This is a genomic window from Nocardioides psychrotolerans (assembly GCF_943371775.1).
Classification (GTDB): Bacteria; Actinomycetota; Actinomycetes; order Propionibacteriales; family Nocardioidaceae; genus Nocardioides; species Nocardioides psychrotolerans_A.
This window is the reverse complement of the sequence record NZ_CALRWD010000017.1, coordinates 31,675-49,488: the sequence shown is the minus strand read 5'-3', so window position 1 is coordinate 49,488 and position 17,814 is coordinate 31,675. Positions and strand designations below refer to the sequence as shown.

Below are 17,814 nucleotides of genomic sequence, written 5' to 3'. Positions count from 1 at the left end.
CACCCTCAGCACGGCCAGGCTGACGGCCATCCGGGTCGTCGGAGGCTTGTTGCCCAATGACGTCCTCACCGCGGTGCTGGCCGGCACTCTCGACGGCCTGAAGGGCAACGACTACCACCTCGGCTCCGAGACACCACGCGAGGCTGCCGCCCGCGCCTGGACCCATCTGCTCGCCACCTACCGACGCTTCCGAGACGACCTCGGCGCGCTCCCCGAGGGTGACCCGGCCGTGGCCGTCACCCGGGAACGCTGGCTGAGCCAGGTGCTGGGCGACCTCGACTACGGCCGGGTAGCCGCGACACCCGTCGGCGGTCTCACCGCAGGCGAAGGGACGGCCGCCAAGCAGTACCCGGTCAGCCACCTGTGGGGGAGCACCCCCATCCACCAGCTCGGCTGGGGCGTGCCCCTTGACACGCGCAGCCCCGGGGTCGCCGGTGCCGCGCGCGCACCGCATGCGATGGTCCAGGAGCTGCTCAACCGAACCGACGACCACCTGTGGGCGATCGTCACCAATGGCCGCATCCTCCGACTGCTGCGCGACTCAACGACGCTGACCGGATTCGCCTACGTCGAGTTCGACCTCGAGGCCATGTTCGACGGCGAGCTCTTCGCCGAGTTCGCGCTCCTCTTCCTGCTAGCCCATCAGTCCCGCGTCGAAGTTGCCGACGGCGCGGCTCCGAGCTCGTGCTGGCTGGAGCGATGGCGCACCACCGCCATCGGCCAAGGCGTGCGCGCGCTTACCCTGCTGCGCGACGGCGTCGAGACCGCCCTGGAAACCCTTGGCACCGGATTCCTCCAGCACCCTGCCAACACCCAGTTGCGTGACTCGCTCGCCGACGGCACCGTGCGGCTCTCCGATGTCCACGCAGCCCTGCTGCGGACCGTGTACCGCCTGCTGTTCTGGGCCGTCGCGGAGGACCGCGACGCCCTGCTCGCCCCAGGCGCCACTGCTGACCAGCGGGCCAGATACCAGGACTACTTCTCCTCCGCTCGCCTTCGCGACCTGGCGCTGAAGCGACACGGCAGCGGACACGACGACCTGTGGCAGGCCGCTACCTTCGTTCTCGACGCACTCGGTCAGTCCGACGGAGAGCCCCGCCTCGGACTGCCCGGCTTGGGCGGCCTGTTCAGCACCACAGCCACCGACGTGCTCGCCGGCTGCCGACTCCCCAACGGTGGCCTGCTCTCAGCGGTCCGGTCGCTGTCAGTGGTGCAACCCAAGGGCGAGCCGCGACGCGTGGTGGACTTCGCCCACCTCGGCCCCGAGGAGCTCGGCTCGGTCTACGAGTCGCTGCTGGAGCTCGTGCCCCGCTACGACCCGGTCAGCCACGCGTTCTCCCTGGAGACGCTGGCCGGTAACGACCGAAAGACGTCCGGCAGCTACTACACCCCCGCCGCGCTGGTCGAGCTCGTCCTCGACACCGCGCTCGACCCGGTGCTCGACGATGTCGAGAAGCACACCCGCACCCCAGAGGAGCGCACCGAGGCGCTCCTCGCGCTCAAGGTCTGCGACGCGGCTGTCGGATCGGCACATTTCCTGGTCGCCGCGGCCCGGCGGATCGCGCTGCGGGTCGCGGTGGCACGCACGGGCGAGCTCGACCCCACCCCGACCGACTACTCCGACGCACTCCATGACGTGGTCGGCAGCTGCCTATACGGCGTAGACATCAACCCGATGGCCGCCGACCTCGCCAAGGTCAGCCTCTGGCTCACCGCCATGACCCCCGGCAAGCCGCTGTCGTTCCTCGACCACCACATCAAGGTCGGCAATGGCCTCCTCGGCACCACCCCCGCGCTGTTGAGCGACGGCTTACCTGACGCCGCCTTCACGGCTCTCACTGGCGACGACAAGGCAGTAGCAACCCGATGGAAGAAGGCCAACAAGGCTGAGCGCGCCAACCGGGGCGGGGATGATCTCTTCGGCGAGAGCGCCGCCCACCTCGACCCGGCCCGCGCCCGTGCCGTCACCACCGAGGTCGACCAGGCCCTCCGGGCCGCTGCCACGCTCGATGAGGTCACGTTCGCCGCCCAGCGCTACGCGACCCTCGACGACGACCCCGAAACCCTGCGCCACCGGCTCGCAGCCGACGCGTGGTGCGCCGCCTTCCTCGGCGAGAAGACACCGGCGTCGGTGCCGATCACCACCGTTGTCGTCGACACCGTCGCCGCGGGCACCGCCGACGACACCGTGCTTGACGCCGTCCGCGCCATCGCCGCCCGGCACCGCCTCTTCCACTGGCACCTCGAGTTCCCCGAGGTGTTCCACGTCCCCGACGGCGGCCCTGTCGAGGACACCTACGGCTGGACGGGCGGATTTTCGGCCGTCCTGGGAAATCCGCCGTGGGAGAGGGTCAAGCTCCAGGAAGAGGAATTCTTCGCCACCCGTGCCGAGGACATCGCCGATGCCAGGAACGCCGCGGCCCGCAAGAAGGCGATCGCCGCCCTCGAGGGCAGCGAACGCCACGCCGTGTTCGTCGAGTTCAACGACACCAAGCGCCGCTCCGAGGCCGAGAGCCAGTTCCTGCGCACGAGCGGCCGGTACCCGCTCACCGGGGTTGGCGACGTGAACACCTACCAGGTGTTCGCCGAACACTTCCGTGCCGTTTTAGCCCCCAACGGGCGCAGCGGAATCATCACGCCCACCGGTCTGGCGACGGACGCGACCACGGCCCCGTTCTTCGCTGACACACTCAACAGCGCCCGGCTCGCAGCGTTCTACGACTTCGAGAACGAAGCGAAGATCTTCGCCGGCGTGCACAACCAATTTCGCTTCGCCGTCACCAGCATGTCCGGTGGTGAGACTCTTCGTGACGTCGCGCTGGCCTTCTACACGAGGTTCGTCCAGGACGTGCCTGCTCGCCGGTTTCGTGTCGCAGCCGACGAGATCAGGCTCCTCAACCCCAACACCGGAACCCTGCCGGTGTTCCGGTCCCGGGTGGACGCCGACATCACCCTTGGTTGTTACAAGAAGCACCCGGTCCTCATCCGAGACGGCGGCGAGAACCCCTGGAACTTGAGGTTCGTTCGGCTGCTCGACATGGCCAACGACAGCGGCCTGTTCATGACTGCCGACGACTGTGCCGCCTCAGGTGGGGACTACGACGGCTGGGCTTGGGAGACTGGGGACCGATCGCTGTTGCCGCTGTACGAGGCCAAGATGCTCTCGCACTGGAACAATCGTCACGCCACCTACGAGCACGCCACCCAGGCGCAACTCAACAAGGGCACGCTCCCGCGGCTCACTCCCGAGCAGCTCGACGGTCCGGAGACCGACGTGCTTGCCCGTTACTGGGTCGACGAGGACGCCGTCCTCCACTCGGCGCCGGCGTGGTGGGACCGGGACTGGCTGTTCGGGTGGCGCGACATCGCCCGGGCGAGCGACTCGCGGACTTTTGTGCCCAGCGCACTGCCGCTCTCTGCCGTGGGACATAAATTTCCGCTTGCTTTTCCCCTTGAGCCGGCCCATGGGCCGCTGCTCCAGGCGGTGTGGTCGTCGATGGTCTTCGACTACGTTGCCAGGCAGAAGCTCAGCGGCGCTGGCATGACCTACTTCATCGTGAAGCAACTGGCATGTCCCACTCCTGCGACCTTCACCGCGGATGTCTCGTGGGCGGACGCGACGCTGGCCGACTTTGTTCGGCCCCGGGTGCTGGAGCTGACCTACACCAGTCATCGGATGGCCGGGTACGCCCGCGACGCGCTCGTCCTGCCAGCTGGCGCGCCCGTCGGCGGGCCGTTTCGCTGGTTGCCCGAACGACGATCCCAGCTCATCGCAGAGCTCGAAGCCGCGATGCTCCACGTCTACGGTCTGTCCCGCGCCGAGGCCGAGCACGTGCTCGATTCGTTCTTCGTGGTGGCCAAGGTCGAGGAACGTGACCTGGGGGAGTACCGCACCAAGCGGCTCGTCCTGGCCGCCTACGACGCGCTCACGCGCGCGGCCGCCACCGGCGTGCCGTTCGTCTCCCCGCTCGACCCGCCACCCGGGGACGGCCCCCGTCACCCCGAGCGCCCGACTCCATCACGCATTGAGAGGCCCGCATGACTGAGAGCCCGGTCGACCCGCGGGTATCGCCCGAACCCGACGGCCCAGACCCGGACTGGCCTGTCCGAATCGTGCGCCGTATCCGGCACGCGATGGAGGAGCTCGTCCGGATGCCCGAGCCTGTGTCACAGGCCGAGCTGCAGGACGCCTGCGCCGCGCGCGAGCCGCTGACGGCTTGGGACGCCAGCCTCACCAACAGCGGCGCCGTCCGCGCCTGGACGAATCTCGGGTGGAACCTCACCACCAACGTCGAACACGCCGGCTGGCTGCACGCCACCCGTGACGGATTCCGAGCCACCGTCGAAGGACGGACAGCGCTCAGTGAACATCAAGACCCGCAGGACTTCTTCCAGACGTCAGTCGATGCCTACTACAAGTGGGACACCCTAAGGAAGGCTGCGCTGGAGCCTGCCGAGCAGCGATCGGCCGCGGTCACGCACGGAGGCAGTGGGTTTGTGCACGCCTCCAGCGCCTGTGCGCCAGTGCTCGCTGCGTGGCGCGGCGGAGACTCGGCACTCTCCCCGGGCCTCGAAGCATGGGGCTCCACTTCGGGCCGGTCGCTCCGCGACTTCTTGGTCGCGGAGCCGACCCCCGACGCGATCATGCGCGGACTGGCATCGGACACGGCACGAGTGCTGGCCGCGGAGATGTGGGTTCTCCTGGTGGGACCGCTCAGCGACATGATCGGGTCGACCAAGAGGAGCCGAGTCCGGGGATCGCTCCTGCGGACAGACGAGCTCCCGCCAGGTCTCCCATGGGAGATGTCCGCCCACCTCGAGCAGGGCTTCGTCCACGCAGGGCAGGGGTTGATCGCAACACCGTGGTTGATGCTGTCGTCGTTCGCACACCTGCTGGTGCACTGGCACGAGCAGCCGTCGGACGTGCGCGAGGCCCTCTGGGACGACCCGTGGGCCTTCCGCGACCTCGCCGGAGCGGCCCCAGGTGTCGACCCGCGTGTCGCGGCGCTGTTGTGCGTCGTGGTCCACCCGCAGTCCTTCACCACCGTGCTTCGCTCGGCTGATCGGGAAGCCATCGTCACCGCGCTCGGTGCCGAAGCGGATGCGCTGAGTGGAGACGTAGAGAAGGACCTCAAGGCGATCACGCTTCGCCTGCAGGCCGAGGCCGGTGGGGCAGCAGTGCGCTACGACCAAGCCCCCCTCCTTCAGGCGTGGAGTGACGCGGACGGCGGCCGCGCGTGGTTGGTCCGTGGCGAGGTCGACCAGCAGAACCGGGTGCCGACGTGGGTGCGTCAGGGGATCGTGTCGATCACGGTCGGCAAGCTGACTCAGCTGCCGAAGGAGCCGTCGCAGAAGTCCCTGGGTGACCTGGTGGACGAGCACTATGGCGACCTGCAAGTGGTCAAGCGAGAGGCGAAGAAGCGCGACGTCCTGTCCTTCGCCCTCGGGATGTCGGAGGGCGACCTCGTGGCGACCGTCGACGGTGGCGCGCTGCGGCTGGGGGTGGTGCAGGACGAACCAGCGCGGCTCCAGTCGATCGGCGGCATGACGCTGCTGACCCGCGCGGTGACCTGGTACCCGGACCTTGCGCCCGAGGTGAAGGCGCTGCCCGGCAGCATCCGCACGAGGGTGCGGTTCAAGGGCGAGGACGTCCTCGACCTGACCGACCTCGCCGGAGCGCTGGCCGAACTCCGGCCGGAGGACGAGGAAGCGGAGCGCCCTGACGACCTGGACGATCTCGATGGCCTCGAATCGACCACGGTGGTCGACTCAGATGAGACCAAGGACCAACCCGTAACTGTCGAGCCCGCTGCCCTGGCGTGCGACGAGGAGGCGCTAGCCACCCGCCTGCACCACGCAGACTCATCGTGGATCGCCGAGCTCCTGGTCAGCCTGAACGAGCGGCGCCAGGTGGTGCTCGAAGGTCCTCCGGGGACCGGCAAGACGTTCCTCGTGCAGGCCCTCATCGACGCGTGCGAACTGACGGACACGCAGTGGAGCATCGTCCAGTTCCACCCCACGTACTCGTACGAGGACTTCGTGGAGGGCTTCCGGCCCGTAACTAAGGGCGACGAGGCTGGCCAACTCACAGTGATGCCGGGGCCGCTGAAGCGCCTGGCAGAGGAGGCCGAGAAGGTCCCGAGCAAGCCGTATGTGCTGGTGATCGACGAGATCAACCGCGCCAACATCGCGAAAGTCTTCGGCGAGCTGTACTTCTTGCTGGAGTACCGAAACCGTCCGGTCGAGCTCTTGTACAGCGCGGGGGAGCAGTTCACTCTGCCGCCGAACCTGTTCATCATCGGAACGATGAACACCGCTGATCGGTCCATCGCGCTGCTTGACGCTGCGATGCGGCGCCGGTTCGTGTTCCTGTCGATGGGGTCGGAGGAGCCGGCGCTGGCCGGGATGCTGCACCGCTGGTGCGCGACCACCGGCCGCCCGACCGCCCTGGCCGACCTACGGGACCGCCTCAACGCCGAGATGGCCAAGCGTGGCCTAGACCCGGCTCTGGCGTTCGGGCCGTCGTACTTCATGCGGGACGGTGTCGAGACACCGGCGGCCCTCGATCGGCTGTGGCGGCGCGAGCTGCGTCCGATGCTTGTCGAGCACCACTACGGCAAACACCAGCAGGTCGATGCCTGGTACCCGTTCCCGGCATGGGCGCGCGACCTTGGGCTGGACGGGCTCATCGAGACGCCGATTGGTGAAGCCGGTGCCGACGCGCAGTGACCTGGAGCGCCTGTCCGAGGGACAGACGCTCTACCCGGTCGACCTCACCACCGCCGAGGCTACGGCGCTGAACACCTCGCAGCTGGTGAAGGTGATCCCCGACGAGCTGGGCTGGCGGGTGACCGCTGAGTACTGGGTCGGAGCCGTGGCGCGTGGCGACCTCGTGGTGCGGGTCGCGCCCAAGGTCGGAGCGGTGCAGGTGCTGCGGCTGCTCGCCATGTCAGACGGCGCAGCGGACCTTGCCGTCGATCACGAGCGGGTTGAGCTCGCGGACAACGCCGACCTGTCCGCCGTCCTTGCTCGGATGTTCGTGCTGGAGGCCGAGCACGCGCTCGCAGCAGGCCCGCTGCGGGGCTACCGCACCGAGGACCAGACGCTGCCCGTGCTGCGCGGCCGGGTGCGGCTGCGGGACCAGTACCTACGACGATTCGGCCAGCTGAGCCCGCTAGAGGTGACGGTGGACGAGTGGACCGTCGACACCGCGGAGAACCGGCTGATCCGGTCCGCCGCTTTGGCGTTGCTTGCCCTGCCCGGCCTGACGCCCGGGGCGGAGGCTGATCTGCGGCGGGTGAACCGGATGTTGGTCGAGGCTGAGCGCCTGGTGCCCGGCGCGGGACTACCGGCCTGGCAGCCGACGAGGTTGAACGCGCGTCTGCACGCGCTGCTGGGGCTGGCCGAGCTGACGCTGCGGCACGTGAGCGTGGAGAGCGCCGCCGGGGAGAGCGTCGTCCATGGCTTCCGCGTGAACATGGCGCACCTGTTCGAGCGCCTCGTGGCGCGGCTCCTCGCCGACATCGATCCGGCCTGGTCGGCGCAAGTCACGTTGCCGCTCGATCAGCGCGAGACCCTGGTGATCCGGCCCGACCTGGTGCGCGGCGACGGCACAGGGTGGAGCGGCGTCGCGGACACCAAGTACAAGGTCCTGGACGACGCCGGGAAGGTCTCGAACGCCGACATCTATCAGCTCGTCACCTACTGCGCGCGTCTCGGCCTCACGAGTGGGCACCTGATCTACGCCGACGGCGGGACCGCTCCGCCGCCTTACGAAGTGAGAGGTACCGACGCCGCCATCGCCGTCCACCGGGTAGACCTCACCGCCTCGCCGGAGGACTTGCGGGCCGAGGTGTCGGCGCTAGCGGCAACACTCGCCCCCAACGCAAGAACCGAGGCACTGAGGATGATGGAGAGCGCGTGAGCAGCGATGAGCCCGGGGAGACCAACGAGATTCGGCTTGTGGCCGACGAACGCGGCCTAGCTGTGTTCGGCGCGCCCAGCGCTATTGAGCAGTTCCTCGCCTCAGAGGGCTTGGTGGCCGCCGGTCCGGCGTCCGCGGGTCTAGGCGTGGCACGGCTCCGTGGACTGTTGTCGACAGGCTCTGCGACGGCGCAAGCCGGCTCAGAGATCGCTGCGGGCTCGGGTCGCTGGGTCAAGCTCAGCGAGGAGTCGGCCAAGGCGATGAAGAAGCACGGACTCAGGGAGAGCTCGAAGAGCGGCTTGCAGACCGGAGTGCTGAAGGGTGAGAAGGGGCAGATCAAGGGCTTCGTGGAATTCGTCCGTGGACCGGGCGCCGGGCTCACCAACCCGGCCATGCTCGCCGGTGCAGCCGGAGTCATGGCGCAGCTGGCCATGCAGCAGACGATGGACGAGATCACCGACTACCTGGAGCGCATCGACGCCAAGCTGGACGACGTCCTGCGTGCGCAACGTGACTCGGTGGTCTCGCGACTGGTGGGTGCGGGAATGGCGATCGACGAGGCCATGACGGTCAGCCGAGCACGGGGCAAGGTCGACGAGGTGACGTGGTCGAAGGTGCAGAACCTGTCGACGACCATCGCTGAGGTCCAGGGCTATGCGCTGGCCCAGCTCGACGCCCTGGCTGGCAAGCTCGAGTCCGCCGCGAAGGTGTCTGACATCGCGGACGCCACCGCAGCTGCGGCGGGCACGACTCAGGAGTGGCTTGCAGTGCTGGCGCGGACGTTCCAGCTGCAGGAGGGACTTGACGTCCTCGAACTGGACCGAGTGCTTGACGCGTCCCCGGGAGAGGTCGACGACCACCGGCGTGGGCTGGAAGAGGCTCGCCGCAAGCGGCTCACCGACATCGGCGTGGCCACCGAGCGGCTGCTCGTCCGCATCGTCGCCGCAGCCGGCACCGCCAACGAGAAGGTCCTGCTGCACCCGGCGGCATCGCCCCGCGCGGTGCGCGCCGGCGGACGGGTCAGCGGGGCGATCCTAGACTTCCATGGCCTACTCGGAGTCGAGACGCCGCACGCGGTGCTGGAGGAGCGCCGGTGGTCCTCCGCAGCCGGCGAGGTCCGAGCCCGGGCGATCGAGACGGGTTCCGAAGGCGTAGGCGCCGTCCGGCGCGGCGGTGGCGCTGCCTTGGGACGCGCCCGGGACGGTGCCGGCGGTGCACGTAGATCAGTGCAGGGGCTGCCTGGCAGGCTGAGGTCAGGCCGCGGTCGACCGGCTGGCGACGGCGAGGATGTCGAGGGCTGATGGCCTCGCCGGAGCGTCTGCAGTGCCCCTAGAGTTCCGGGCACGGCGTCGATGAAACCGCCGCAACTCGGCTCCGCCAGGAGGCCGCGGCGCTCGTAGTATCGCAGGGTCTCGACGATCACCCCCCGGCGCTCGCCACCTGACCACGGCGCAGCCCGGCCAAGTCGGCGCTCGTCGCCGCCTCCCCGGGCGGTTGAGCAGGCCCGCCAGTAACTCGGCGGACACCGGGGACACAGCGACTTCGAGTGCCACCTGAGCGTCCCCGACCCTCGAGACACCGAAGGCGAAACCTTCTGCGCGGACTCGGCTGACCAGGGACGCGTCGTCGCCGCGCGCAAAACCCGTCGACCAGCTGCCTGCACACCCATCACCACCCGGATCGGCAGCTCAGAGTGGAGGGACAGAGCGCGGCTGGCCGTCGGTGACCGGCCGGTCCGGACCGGCTCAGGCTGCGAGGTCGTCCTCGTCGTCGACGTCGAACTCGGGGAGGGCGCTCTCCCACTTCGAGAGCCGGCACGGCACCGCACCTTCGTCGTCACGGACCAAGAAGTCGGGGAGGCGCCGGTCCACGAGCCGCAGGGTTCGGTCGTCGGCGTCGGGGGTGAGGTGGCCGTACACGTTCTCGGTGGTGAGGCTGCTGCTGTGTCCGAGTCGGCGCTGCACGACGTAGCTCGGGACGCCGTCGCTGAGCAGCCAGGCGGCGTGGGTGTGCCGCAGGTCGTGGATACGGAGCCGGCTGGGCACCGGCTTGCCGGCGACCTTCACGGCTGGCCGGAAGTAGCGGTTGTAGAAGTTGCCGTGGTGAAGGGGGCCGCCTTCGACCATCGTGAACACGTGCTCGTCGTCGGCCTTGCCGTCCACGAGGGGTCGCAGCACCTCCACCAGCTTGGGGGAGAGCGTGATCCGACGGACCGACGACTTCGTCTTGGGGCGGCCCAGCTTCCACTTCTTGCGTGCCCACTTCAGCACCACGCGGATGTCGACGTAGGGCCGGTCGACGTCCAGGTGCAGGTGGCGTACGAGGAGCCCGGCCGCCTCGCCGAAGCGGGCGCCGGTGCCGACCAGGAAGTCGAGCAGCGGGCGGAAGTGGTCGTCCATCGCGGCGCGGAGCGCGACGTAGGCCGCCGCGTCCTGGAGGAAGAACATCTCGCGGCGGTCCTGCTTGGGCAGCCGGATCTCACGTGCCGGGTTGATCTCGAGCAGGGCCGGGCGTTCGTCGACCGCGAACTGGAGGACCTGCTTCAGCACGGTGTGGACGTTGCGGATGAACTTGATGCTCAGCTTGGAGTCCTTGATGGGCCGCTGAGCGTTGTTGCGCCGGGGCTTGGCCAGCATCTGCCTGACCCAGTCGTCGACGTAGACGGTGCCGGGGACGGCGTCGGCGGCTCGGAGCGGCTCGGCGCGCTGGATCAGGCCGAGGTCGATCTCGCGGAAGAACGGCAGCAGGTGGTTCTGGCCGTACTGCTCGTAGAGGTCGTGGGTCGACTCCTCGAGGTGGCGCTGGCTGTTGAGCCAGCGCTGCCACAGGTGCGCGAACGTGACGCCGACTCTCGGGTTGTACCGGTCCCCGACGCCTGTGCTGGACCCCAGCACGCCGGCAACCGCCTGCACCGCCGTCGACGTCTCCGCAGGCCTGGACAACGGCCGGCGACCGAGCAGCTCCATCAGCGCCTCCTCGCTCGGGTTGCGCACGTAGGCCACGGCACGGGGCAGGCTGCTGGCCCGGGCGAGCTGGCGGAAGAGCTCAGCCTGGTCGCGGGTGCCGAAGGGCTCGAAGGACTTCTTGGGGCCGGTCTGGTTCTGGTTGCGCCAGTAGACCCGGTGCTGCTGGCCGCGCTTCTCGATCCACATGATGGTTACTCCGGTCGGTTGGTTGTGCTGACCGGCTCCACCGTGCTGAGGGTCCGACTGGGTGCAATCGACCCCGTCACTGCCCCCCAATTTGTTCGAGGTGCCCCCCGCCGTGCCCCCCAGCTGGGGGGCACGGCGCAAATGAGTCGAGCCCCTGACCGCGTTTCCGCTGATCAGGGGCTCGACACCACTGGGGTGAGTAACGGGACTTGAACCCGCGACATCCGCCACCACAAGGCGGCGCTCTACCAGCTGAGCTATACCCACCAGGTCGATCCGGGCTGAGCCCAGAACGAAGAGGAGTGTAGTCCGATCAGGCGCCGGTCCTCGAATCGGGGTCCGAGATGCCGGTGAGGGCTCCGCCGTGGACCTCGGCGATGGCGCGGGCCGCGGTCGAGTCGGGCCCGGGGGAGGGCACGAAGACGGCCTCGCGGTAGTAGCGCAGCTCCTCGATGCTCTCCTGGATGTCGGCGAGGGCGCGGTGGTTGCCGCGCTTGGCCGGAGCGGCGTAGTAGGCCTTGGGGAACCAGCGGCGCGAGAGCTCCTTGATGGAGGACACGTCGACGATCCGGTAGTGCAGGAAGGCGTCGAGGTCGGCCATGTCGCGGGAGATGAAGAGCCGGTCGGTGCCGACCGTGTTGCCGGCGAGCGGCGGGCGCGAGCCGTCGGGGCAGTGCTCCTGGACGTAGGCCAGCACCTGCTCCTCGGCCTCCGCGAGGGTGATCCCTCCCTCGAGCTCCTCGAGCAGCCCGGACTTCTCGTGCATGTCGCGCACGAAGTCGATCATCTGCTCCAACGCCTCGGCGGGGGGCTTGATGATCAGGTCGATGCCGTCGCCGAGCACGTTGAGGTCGAAGTCCGTGACGAGCGCCGCCACCTCGATCAGGGCGTCCGCTCCCAGGTCGAGTCCGGTCATCTCGCAGTCGATCCACACCAGTCGGTCAGTCACGAGAGGTCACCTTAGACCTGTCGGGGAAGGACCTTCGCCTCTCCGTCCCTCCCCGGGGGCGGCCTAGCGTCGAAGACGTGAGGGAATGGCTCGGACTGCTGGCGCGCCTGGTCACCGGAGGCGTGTGGATCGCCGCCGGTGCGGTGAAGCTCCCCGACCCCTACGCCAGCGTGCAGGCCGTGCGCGCCTACGAGATCCTCCCGGCCTCCACGGCGCGGACCGTGGGCCACCTCCTGCCGGTCGTCGAGATCGTCCTCGGGGTGGCCCTGGTCCTGGGGCTCCTCACCCGGGGGGCGGCGGTCGTGTCCGCGCTCCTCTTCCTGGTGTTCATCGCCGGCATCGTGTCGGTCTGGGCGCGTGGGCTGGAGATCGACTGCGGCTGCTTCGGCGGTGGGGGCTACGACCCCGACGCCACCTCCAGCTATCCGTGGGAGATCGCGCGGGATGCGGCGCTGCTCGCCCTGTCCGGCTACCTCGCCTGGCTGCGCGCCTCCCGCCTGGCGCTCGACAACCTGTTGTTCCGTCGTACGACCGTGACCACCGAAGGATCGTGATGTCCATGTCCACCAAGACCCGAGCACCACAGGAGCGACGCAGCAATGCGCTGGCCGTGGGAGGGGTCGTGGTGGCGATGATCCTGGTCATCGGGGCCGGCTTCCTGGTCAACAGGCTGCGCGACTCGTCCCAGGACATCGCGGCGGCACCTGCGGGGTCCACCGAGCACGGTGTCGCGATCGGCGACCCCGACGCTCCGCACCAGGTCGTGATCTACGAGGACTTCCTCTGCCCCTACTGCGGCCAGCTCGAGGCGGCCTCCGGCGACGAGCTGGCCAGGCTGGCCGACGAGGGCAAGGTCTACGTCGACTACCGGCCCTTCGACCTGCTGCGGACCGACTACTCCGTCGATGCCGCCAACGCCTTCGCGGTGGTCCTCGACGTCTCCGGGCCCGAGGTCGCCAAGACCTTCCACGACGAGCTCTACGCCGACCAGCCGGCCGAGGGCGGCCCCTACCCGGATGCCGACTGGCTCGTCGCCAAGGCCGTCGAGGCGGGCGCGACCGAGGACGACGTGCGCCCCGGCATCGAGGACGGCGCCCAGGAGCAGTGGGTCACCGACGCGACGAGCGCGGCGGCCGACGCGGGTGTCAACAGCACCCCGACGGTGCTGCTCGACGGGCGGTTCTTCCAGGACGGACGCACCATGCAGGAGATCGTGGACAACCTGGTGGCGGCGCTCGAGTGATGGCCTGGCAGCATCCTCAGGATGAGCCTGAACGACTTCATCGCCGGTCTGCCCAAGGCGGAGCTGCACGTGCACCACGTCGGCTCCGCGTCCCCCCGCATCGTCAGTGAGCTGGCCGCACGCCACCCGGGGCGGGTGCCGTCGGACCTCGACGAGCTGCGCTCGTTCTACGAGTTCCGCGACTTCGCCCACTTCGTCGAGGTCTACCTCGCGGTCGTCGACCTGATCCGCACCCCGGAGGACCTGCGCTACCTCACCTACGAGATCGCTCGCGAGATGGCCCAGGGGCAGTCGCTGCGCTACGCGGAGCTGACCTGTACGCCGTACACGTCGGTCGCCGCAGGCATCCCCATCGAGGCCTACACCGAGGTCCTGGAGGACGCGCGCCACGCGGCGGAGCGTGACTTCGGGCTGGTCCTGCGCTGGATCTACGACATCCCTGGCGAGTCGGGACTGCCCGCCGCCGACGACACGCTGCGCTATGCGCTGGACCACCGGACGGAGGGGCTGGTCGGCTTCGGGCTGGGCGGGCCCGAGATCGGGGTGCCGCGCCCGCAGTTCCAGCCGCACTTCGACGCCGCCCGCGCCGCGGGCCTGCGCTCGGTGCCGCACGCGGGGGAGACCACCGGGCCCGAGACGATCTGGCACGCGATCCGGCTCCTCGGTGCCGAGCGCATCGGTCACGGCACGTCCGCGGCCGCCGACCCGGCCCTGCTCGCGCACCTGGCCGAGCACCGGATCCCCCTCGAGGTCTGTCCCTCGTCCAACGTCGCGACCCGGGCGGTCGCGACCTTGGCCGAGCACCCGCTCAAGGCGTTCGTCGACGCCGGGGTGGTCGTCACGATCAACTCCGACGACCCGCCGATGTTCGCGACCGACCTCAACCGCGAGTACGCGATCGCCGCCGACCTGCTCGGGCTCGACGAGGACGGGGTGGCCGACCTGGCCCGCACGGCGATCGACGTGTCGTTCGCCCCCGACGACGTCAAGGCGTCGGTGCGCGCCGAGATCGACGCCTACGTGGCAGGCACGACCTCGTAAGGACCCTCGTAGAGACCCTCGTAGGGACGCAGAGGGCCCCGCACTCTCATACAGCGCGGGGCCAGTGCTGTTCTATCCGTCGGTCGGCTCGGTGGTCGGGAGGCTCGCCGGGGTCCACACGAAGTGCTCGTGGGTCCCGGCGAAGTGCGACAGCATCCGACCGGGCAGGAGGGCCTCGGTGTCCGGGCTGTCCGACGAAGGTCGGACCTGGCTGGCGTGGCACTGGATGGCGGCCGCCTTGGTCTCGCGAAGCTCGTCACTGAGGGGGAGGCAGACCATCTCCTCCCACGGCGCCTCGTCAGCGGTGTGCCGCTGCCAGAACCACACGGGGTACTCCAGCAGGTGGGCCCCCGAGCGCTCGGCCGCGACACGCGCCGCTCGACCCGCCGCATCGTGGTCGGGATGGCCGTCGCGGCTCCAGGGTGCGACGAGCAGCGTGTGCTCGGCCTCGCCCAGCAGGTCGGTGAGGGAGTCCGCGATGGCCCTCTCGGCCTCGGCGACCTGGCCGTCGAGCGCGCCGAGGAACACCAGGGGCGTGTCGGGGGCCAGCCGGGCCAGGGCGTTCTCCATCTCGGCCAGCCGGAGCGTGGCGAGGGCGTGCCGGCTCGATCCCGGCGCGCCCTGGTGCGACGCCTCGCCGGCGGTGAGGAGGACGACGTACACCCGGAGGCCCGCGGCGTGCGCGGCCGCGATGAGCCCGCCGGCGCCGAGGCTCTCGTCGTCGGGGTGGGCGGAGACGACGACCAGGCGCGACCAGGCCTGTGCAGGGTCGAGGAGGTCGATCCTCGGCACGGCTCCGTAGGCGGGGTGGGCACGCCAGTCGGCGGCCGTCATCAGGGGTTCCCGCACGAGGTCAACCTACGAATCAGGGTCGGATGACGCTTCCTCCGCCTGGGTGAAATATCCTGTCCCCATGGCAGAGCACGCGGGACCGATCAGGGTGGCGATCGTCAACGACTACGAGATCGTGGTCGCGGGCGTGGCGGCGATGCTCGACCCCTTCTCCGAGCGGGTCTCGGTGGTCGAGCTGGACGCCGGGATGTCGGTGTCCCAGGACGTCGACGTCATCCTCTACGACACCTTCGGTCAGGTGCAGGGTGACGGGGTCGACCTCGAGGACCTCGTGCACGGCGGGCGGGCCAAGGTCGTCATCTACAGCTGGAACGTGCAGCCCGAGCTCGTCGACCGCTCGATCGCCAAGGGTGCCCGCGGCTACGTGTCGAAGGCCTTCACGGCCGAGGAGGTCGTCGCGGCCGTCGAGGCCGTGTGCGGAGGCGACGTCGTGCGTCCCGGGCCGCCGGCCGCCGAGGCTCGAGACGCCGGCGCCTGGCCTGGTCGTGAGCACGGGCTGAGTGCCCGCGAGGCCGAGGTCATCGCCCTGATCACCCAGGGGCTCTCCAACCAGGAGATCGCCGACCGGTCCTACCTGAGCATCAACTCGGTCAAGACCTACGTGCGCACCGCCTACCGCAAGATCGACGTCACGCGGCGCTCGCAGGCCGTGGTCTGGGGCATGACCCACGGGTTCTCACCCGACCGGCTCCGGATCCTGGATCCGGCCGGGGAGTAGCGGACCGGGTCAGTCGCGCAGGCGCGAGGCCACCCGACCGGCGCGCTGACGCCGCAGTCGTCGTACGACGAGCGGGTCCAGCTCGAGCGCCTCGGGCTGCTCGATGATCCAGTTCAGACGGTTGTAGTAGTGGGCCATCGTCAGGCCGAACCGCTCACGGGTCTGGGTCTCCTTGGCCTCCGGGAACTTCCACCAGTGCCGCTCGAAGGCGAGGATCTCTCGGTCCTCGGCAGTGAGAGTGTGAGCCATGGTCACGAGGTTATGAGCACTGCTCCGCGCCTGAATCGCCAGATGTGGGTAGGGCTGGGTGACCGGGGTGAGAGTCAGGACACATGGGCCTGCCCCGACGCAAGCACCGCCCGCCCCGGGGGGAGGGGCGGGCGGTGCGCGGGGGATGGATCAGGTCAGTGCTGAGGTCACTGATCAGGTCACTTGTCAGGGGTTGGTGAAGAGCAACCGGTTGGGCGAGCCGTTGGCGCCGGTGACGACGCCGGTGGTGCTGTTGGCGATCAGCGTGCTGGCCACCGTCGCGGGCGAGGCCGACGGCGACGCCTGGAGGATCAGCGCCGCGGCACCCGCGACGTGCGGGGAGGCCATCGACGTGCCCGAGATCGTGTTGGTCGCCGTCGTGGACCCGATCCAGGCCGAGGTGATGGAGCTGCCGGGCGCGAAGATGTCCACGCACGAGCCGTAGTTGCTGAAGCTCGAGCGCGCGTCGGTGCTGGTGGTGGCCCCGACCGTGATCGCGTTGGTCGCCCGCGACGGGGAGACGTTGCACGCGTTCTGGTTCTCGTTGCCGGCGGCGACGACGACGGTGACGCCGGCGGAGACCATGCGCTGGACGGCGGCGTCCGTGGCGGCGTCGGCGGGACCGCCGAGGCTCATGTTGGCGACGCGGGCGCCGCCGGTCTGGCCGGCCACCCAGTCCATGCCGGCGATGACGCCGGAGTTGGCACCGCTGCCCTGGCAGTCGAGGACCCGCACGGGGACGAGCGTGACGCTCTTGGCGATGCCGTAGCGGGTGCCGCCGACGGTGCCCGCCACGTGGGTGCCGTGGCCGTTGCAGTCGGTGGTGCCACGGCCGTCGTTGATCGCGGTGGCGCCGGCGGCCACGCGACCGGTGAACTCGCTGTGCGATCCGTTGATGCCGGTGTCGATGACGAAGACCCGGACGCCGGAGCCGGTGAGGGAGTAGGTGTAGGTCCCGTTGGTCGGGCGAGCACGCTGGTCGCTGCGGTCCAGGCCCCACGTGGCGCCGGTCTGCGTGGCCTCGATGCTGACGCGACCGTCCTCCTGGACGAACGCGACGTCAGGGTCGCTGCGGACCTCGGCCAGCTCGGCGTCGGAGAGAGCAGCGGCATAGCCGCCGATGTTGGTGTAGACGCGCTTGATCTCCGCGCCGTCCTTGCGAGCGTCCGCACGCGAGTCGGTGGCCTCGGCCCGCGTGGTGTCGCGGTCGAAGACCACGATGTAGCGCCCGTCGATGGCCTCCGCGGCCTGCACGAGCGGGGCCTGGGTGTCGCCGGCCTGGGGGGCGGGGGCAGCGGTGGCCGACACCCCGGGGACGGCGGCAGCGCCGCCGAGGGCGACGACGAAGGCCGCCGCACCGATCCTGGTCTTGCTCAACATCTACGTGTTCCTCCTCGGACCTTGTGGGTCCTGAGTCCGACACCGTCCCGAGAGCGGACAGCGAGCGACCTGGTTGTCGCTGAGGAGGACTCTCGCCCGGAGGAGCCGCACCGCGGTAGCGGGGAAACCCTCGACCATCCTCTGGCGCCCCTCGCCAGAGCTCCAAGGAGTTCCCAAGGTGTCGAGCGGATGGTGATCCCCACTTCGTACCCCTCCGGCTCCGGCCGCCAACGAGATGGGCTAGTCATGCGCCGCATCGTCAAGAAACTCACGGGCGCTACGCCGCCCGTGCGCAAGAGCAGAGTC

13 protein-coding genes and 1 tRNA gene are annotated in these 17,814 nt (G+C 69.6%); 8 read left to right on the top strand and 6 right to left on the bottom strand.

The window, feature by feature from the left end; all coding sequences use genetic code 11:
• Positions 1 to 229: 229 nt before the first annotated feature.
• The 4 genes from AAG827_RS07315 to AAG827_RS07300 are packed head-to-tail and all read left to right on the top strand — an operon-like array spanning position 230 to position 9,225.
• Positions 230 to 4,042: an N-6 DNA methylase gene (locus AAG827_RS07315; protein WP_341925232.1), complete on the top strand. Its 3,813-nt coding sequence runs from the start codon at positions 230 to 232 to the stop codon at positions 4,040 to 4,042.
• Positions 4,039 to 6,729 carry an AAA family ATPase gene (locus AAG827_RS07310; RefSeq protein ID WP_341925231.1) on the top strand — a complete coding sequence of 897 codons (2,691 nt, stop codon included), beginning with the start codon at positions 4,039 to 4,041 and terminating at the stop codon, positions 6,727 to 6,729. Before AAG827_RS07315 ends, AAG827_RS07310 begins: the two co-directional genes overlap by 4 nt.
• Positions 6,704 to 7,924 carry a restriction endonuclease gene (locus AAG827_RS07305; protein ID WP_341925230.1) on the top strand — a complete coding sequence of 407 codons (1,221 nt, stop codon included), beginning with the start codon at positions 6,704 to 6,706 and terminating at the stop codon, positions 7,922 to 7,924. Before AAG827_RS07310 ends, AAG827_RS07305 begins: the two co-directional genes overlap by 26 nt.
• A complete protein-coding gene (locus AAG827_RS07300) occupies positions 7,921 to 9,225 on the top strand; it encodes a hypothetical protein (RefSeq protein ID WP_341925229.1) in 1,305 nt (434 codons plus the stop codon). The genes AAG827_RS07305 and AAG827_RS07300 overlap by 4 nt, the downstream gene beginning before the upstream one ends.
• 444 nt (positions 9,226 to 9,669) lie before the next feature.
• Here the strand turns inward: AAG827_RS07300 and AAG827_RS07295 are convergent, their stop codons facing one another.
• From AAG827_RS07295 to orn, 3 genes are all read right to left on the bottom strand, one after another.
• Entirely contained in the window at positions 9,670 to 11,076 is a 1,407-nt protein-coding gene (locus AAG827_RS07295) for a site-specific integrase (RefSeq protein ID WP_341925228.1), read from the bottom strand.
• A 191-nt stretch (positions 11,077 to 11,267) separates the two neighbouring features.
• Positions 11,268 to 11,343: transfer RNA gene (locus tag AAG827_RS07290), tRNA-His, on the bottom strand.
• A 46-nt stretch (positions 11,344 to 11,389) separates the two neighbouring features.
• Positions 11,390 to 12,025, bottom strand: a complete 636-nt coding sequence (orn, locus tag AAG827_RS07285) for an oligoribonuclease (RefSeq protein ID WP_341925227.1) — start codon at positions 12,023 to 12,025, stop codon at positions 11,390 to 11,392.
• A gap of 77 nt (positions 12,026 to 12,102) precedes the next feature.
• Between orn and AAG827_RS07280 the strand changes: the two genes are divergently transcribed.
• The 3 genes from AAG827_RS07280 to AAG827_RS07270 are packed head-to-tail and all read left to right on the top strand — an operon-like array spanning position 12,103 to position 14,309.
• Entirely contained in the window at positions 12,103 to 12,579 is a 477-nt protein-coding gene (locus AAG827_RS07280; protein WP_341925226.1) for a MauE/DoxX family redox-associated membrane protein, read from the top strand.
• A 5-nt stretch (positions 12,580 to 12,584) separates the two neighbouring features.
• Positions 12,585 to 13,268: a thioredoxin domain-containing protein gene (locus AAG827_RS07275; RefSeq protein ID WP_341925225.1), complete on the top strand. Its 684-nt coding sequence runs from the start codon at positions 12,585 to 12,587 to the stop codon at positions 13,266 to 13,268.
• Between the two features lie 21 nt (positions 13,269 to 13,289).
• Positions 13,290 to 14,309, top strand: a complete 1,020-nt coding sequence (locus tag AAG827_RS07270; RefSeq protein WP_341925224.1) for an adenosine deaminase — start codon at positions 13,290 to 13,292, stop codon at positions 14,307 to 14,309.
• 72 nt (positions 14,310 to 14,381) lie between these two features.
• Here the strand turns inward: AAG827_RS07270 and AAG827_RS07265 are convergent, their stop codons facing one another.
• Complete coding sequence (locus AAG827_RS07265; protein WP_341925223.1) at positions 14,382 to 15,158, bottom strand: PIG-L deacetylase family protein; 777 nt, start codon at positions 15,156 to 15,158, stop codon at positions 14,382 to 14,384.
• A gap of 64 nt (positions 15,159 to 15,222) precedes the next feature.
• Between AAG827_RS07265 and AAG827_RS07260 the strand changes: the two genes are divergently transcribed.
• The gene (locus tag AAG827_RS07260) at positions 15,223 to 15,879 is read left to right on the top strand and encodes a response regulator transcription factor (RefSeq protein ID WP_341925222.1); all 657 of its coding nucleotides are present in this window, start codon (positions 15,223 to 15,225) and stop codon (positions 15,877 to 15,879) included.
• Between the two features lie 9 nt (positions 15,880 to 15,888).
• On the opposite strand, the gene AAG827_RS07255 is transcribed toward AAG827_RS07260, so the two are convergent.
• The gene (locus AAG827_RS07255; RefSeq protein ID WP_309648477.1) at positions 15,889 to 16,128 is read right to left on the bottom strand and encodes a DUF3263 domain-containing protein; all 240 of its coding nucleotides are present in this window, start codon (positions 16,126 to 16,128) and stop codon (positions 15,889 to 15,891) included.
• 186 nt (positions 16,129 to 16,314) lie between these two features.
• Positions 16,315 to 17,508 carry a S8 family peptidase gene (locus AAG827_RS07250; protein WP_341925221.1) on the bottom strand — a complete coding sequence of 398 codons (1,194 nt, stop codon included), beginning with the start codon at positions 17,506 to 17,508 and terminating at the stop codon, positions 16,315 to 16,317.
• Positions 17,509 to 17,814 lie beyond the last annotated feature (306 nt).

Coding starts and splice junctions, on each gene's coding strand:
- AAG827_RS07310 (WP_341925231.1), top strand. CDS start 4,039: ATGACTGAGAGCCCGGTCGACCCGCGGGTATCGCCCGAACCCGACGGC.
- AAG827_RS07295 (WP_341925228.1), bottom strand. CDS start 11,076: ATGTGGATCGAGAAGCGCGGCCAGCAGCACCGGGTCTACTGGCGCAAC.
- AAG827_RS07275 (WP_341925225.1), top strand. CDS start 12,585: ATGTCCACCAAGACCCGAGCACCACAGGAGCGACGCAGCAATGCGCTG.
- AAG827_RS07270 (WP_341925224.1), top strand. CDS start 13,290: ATGAGCCTGAACGACTTCATCGCCGGTCTGCCCAAGGCGGAGCTGCAC.
- AAG827_RS07260 (WP_341925222.1), top strand. CDS start 15,223: ATGGCAGAGCACGCGGGACCGATCAGGGTGGCGATCGTCAACGACTAC.
- AAG827_RS07255 (WP_309648477.1), bottom strand. CDS start 16,128: ATGGCTCACACTCTCACTGCCGAGGACCGAGAGATCCTCGCCTTCGAG.
- AAG827_RS07250 (WP_341925221.1), bottom strand. CDS start 17,508: ATGTTGAGCAAGACCAGGATCGGTGCGGCGGCCTTCGTCGTCGCCCTC.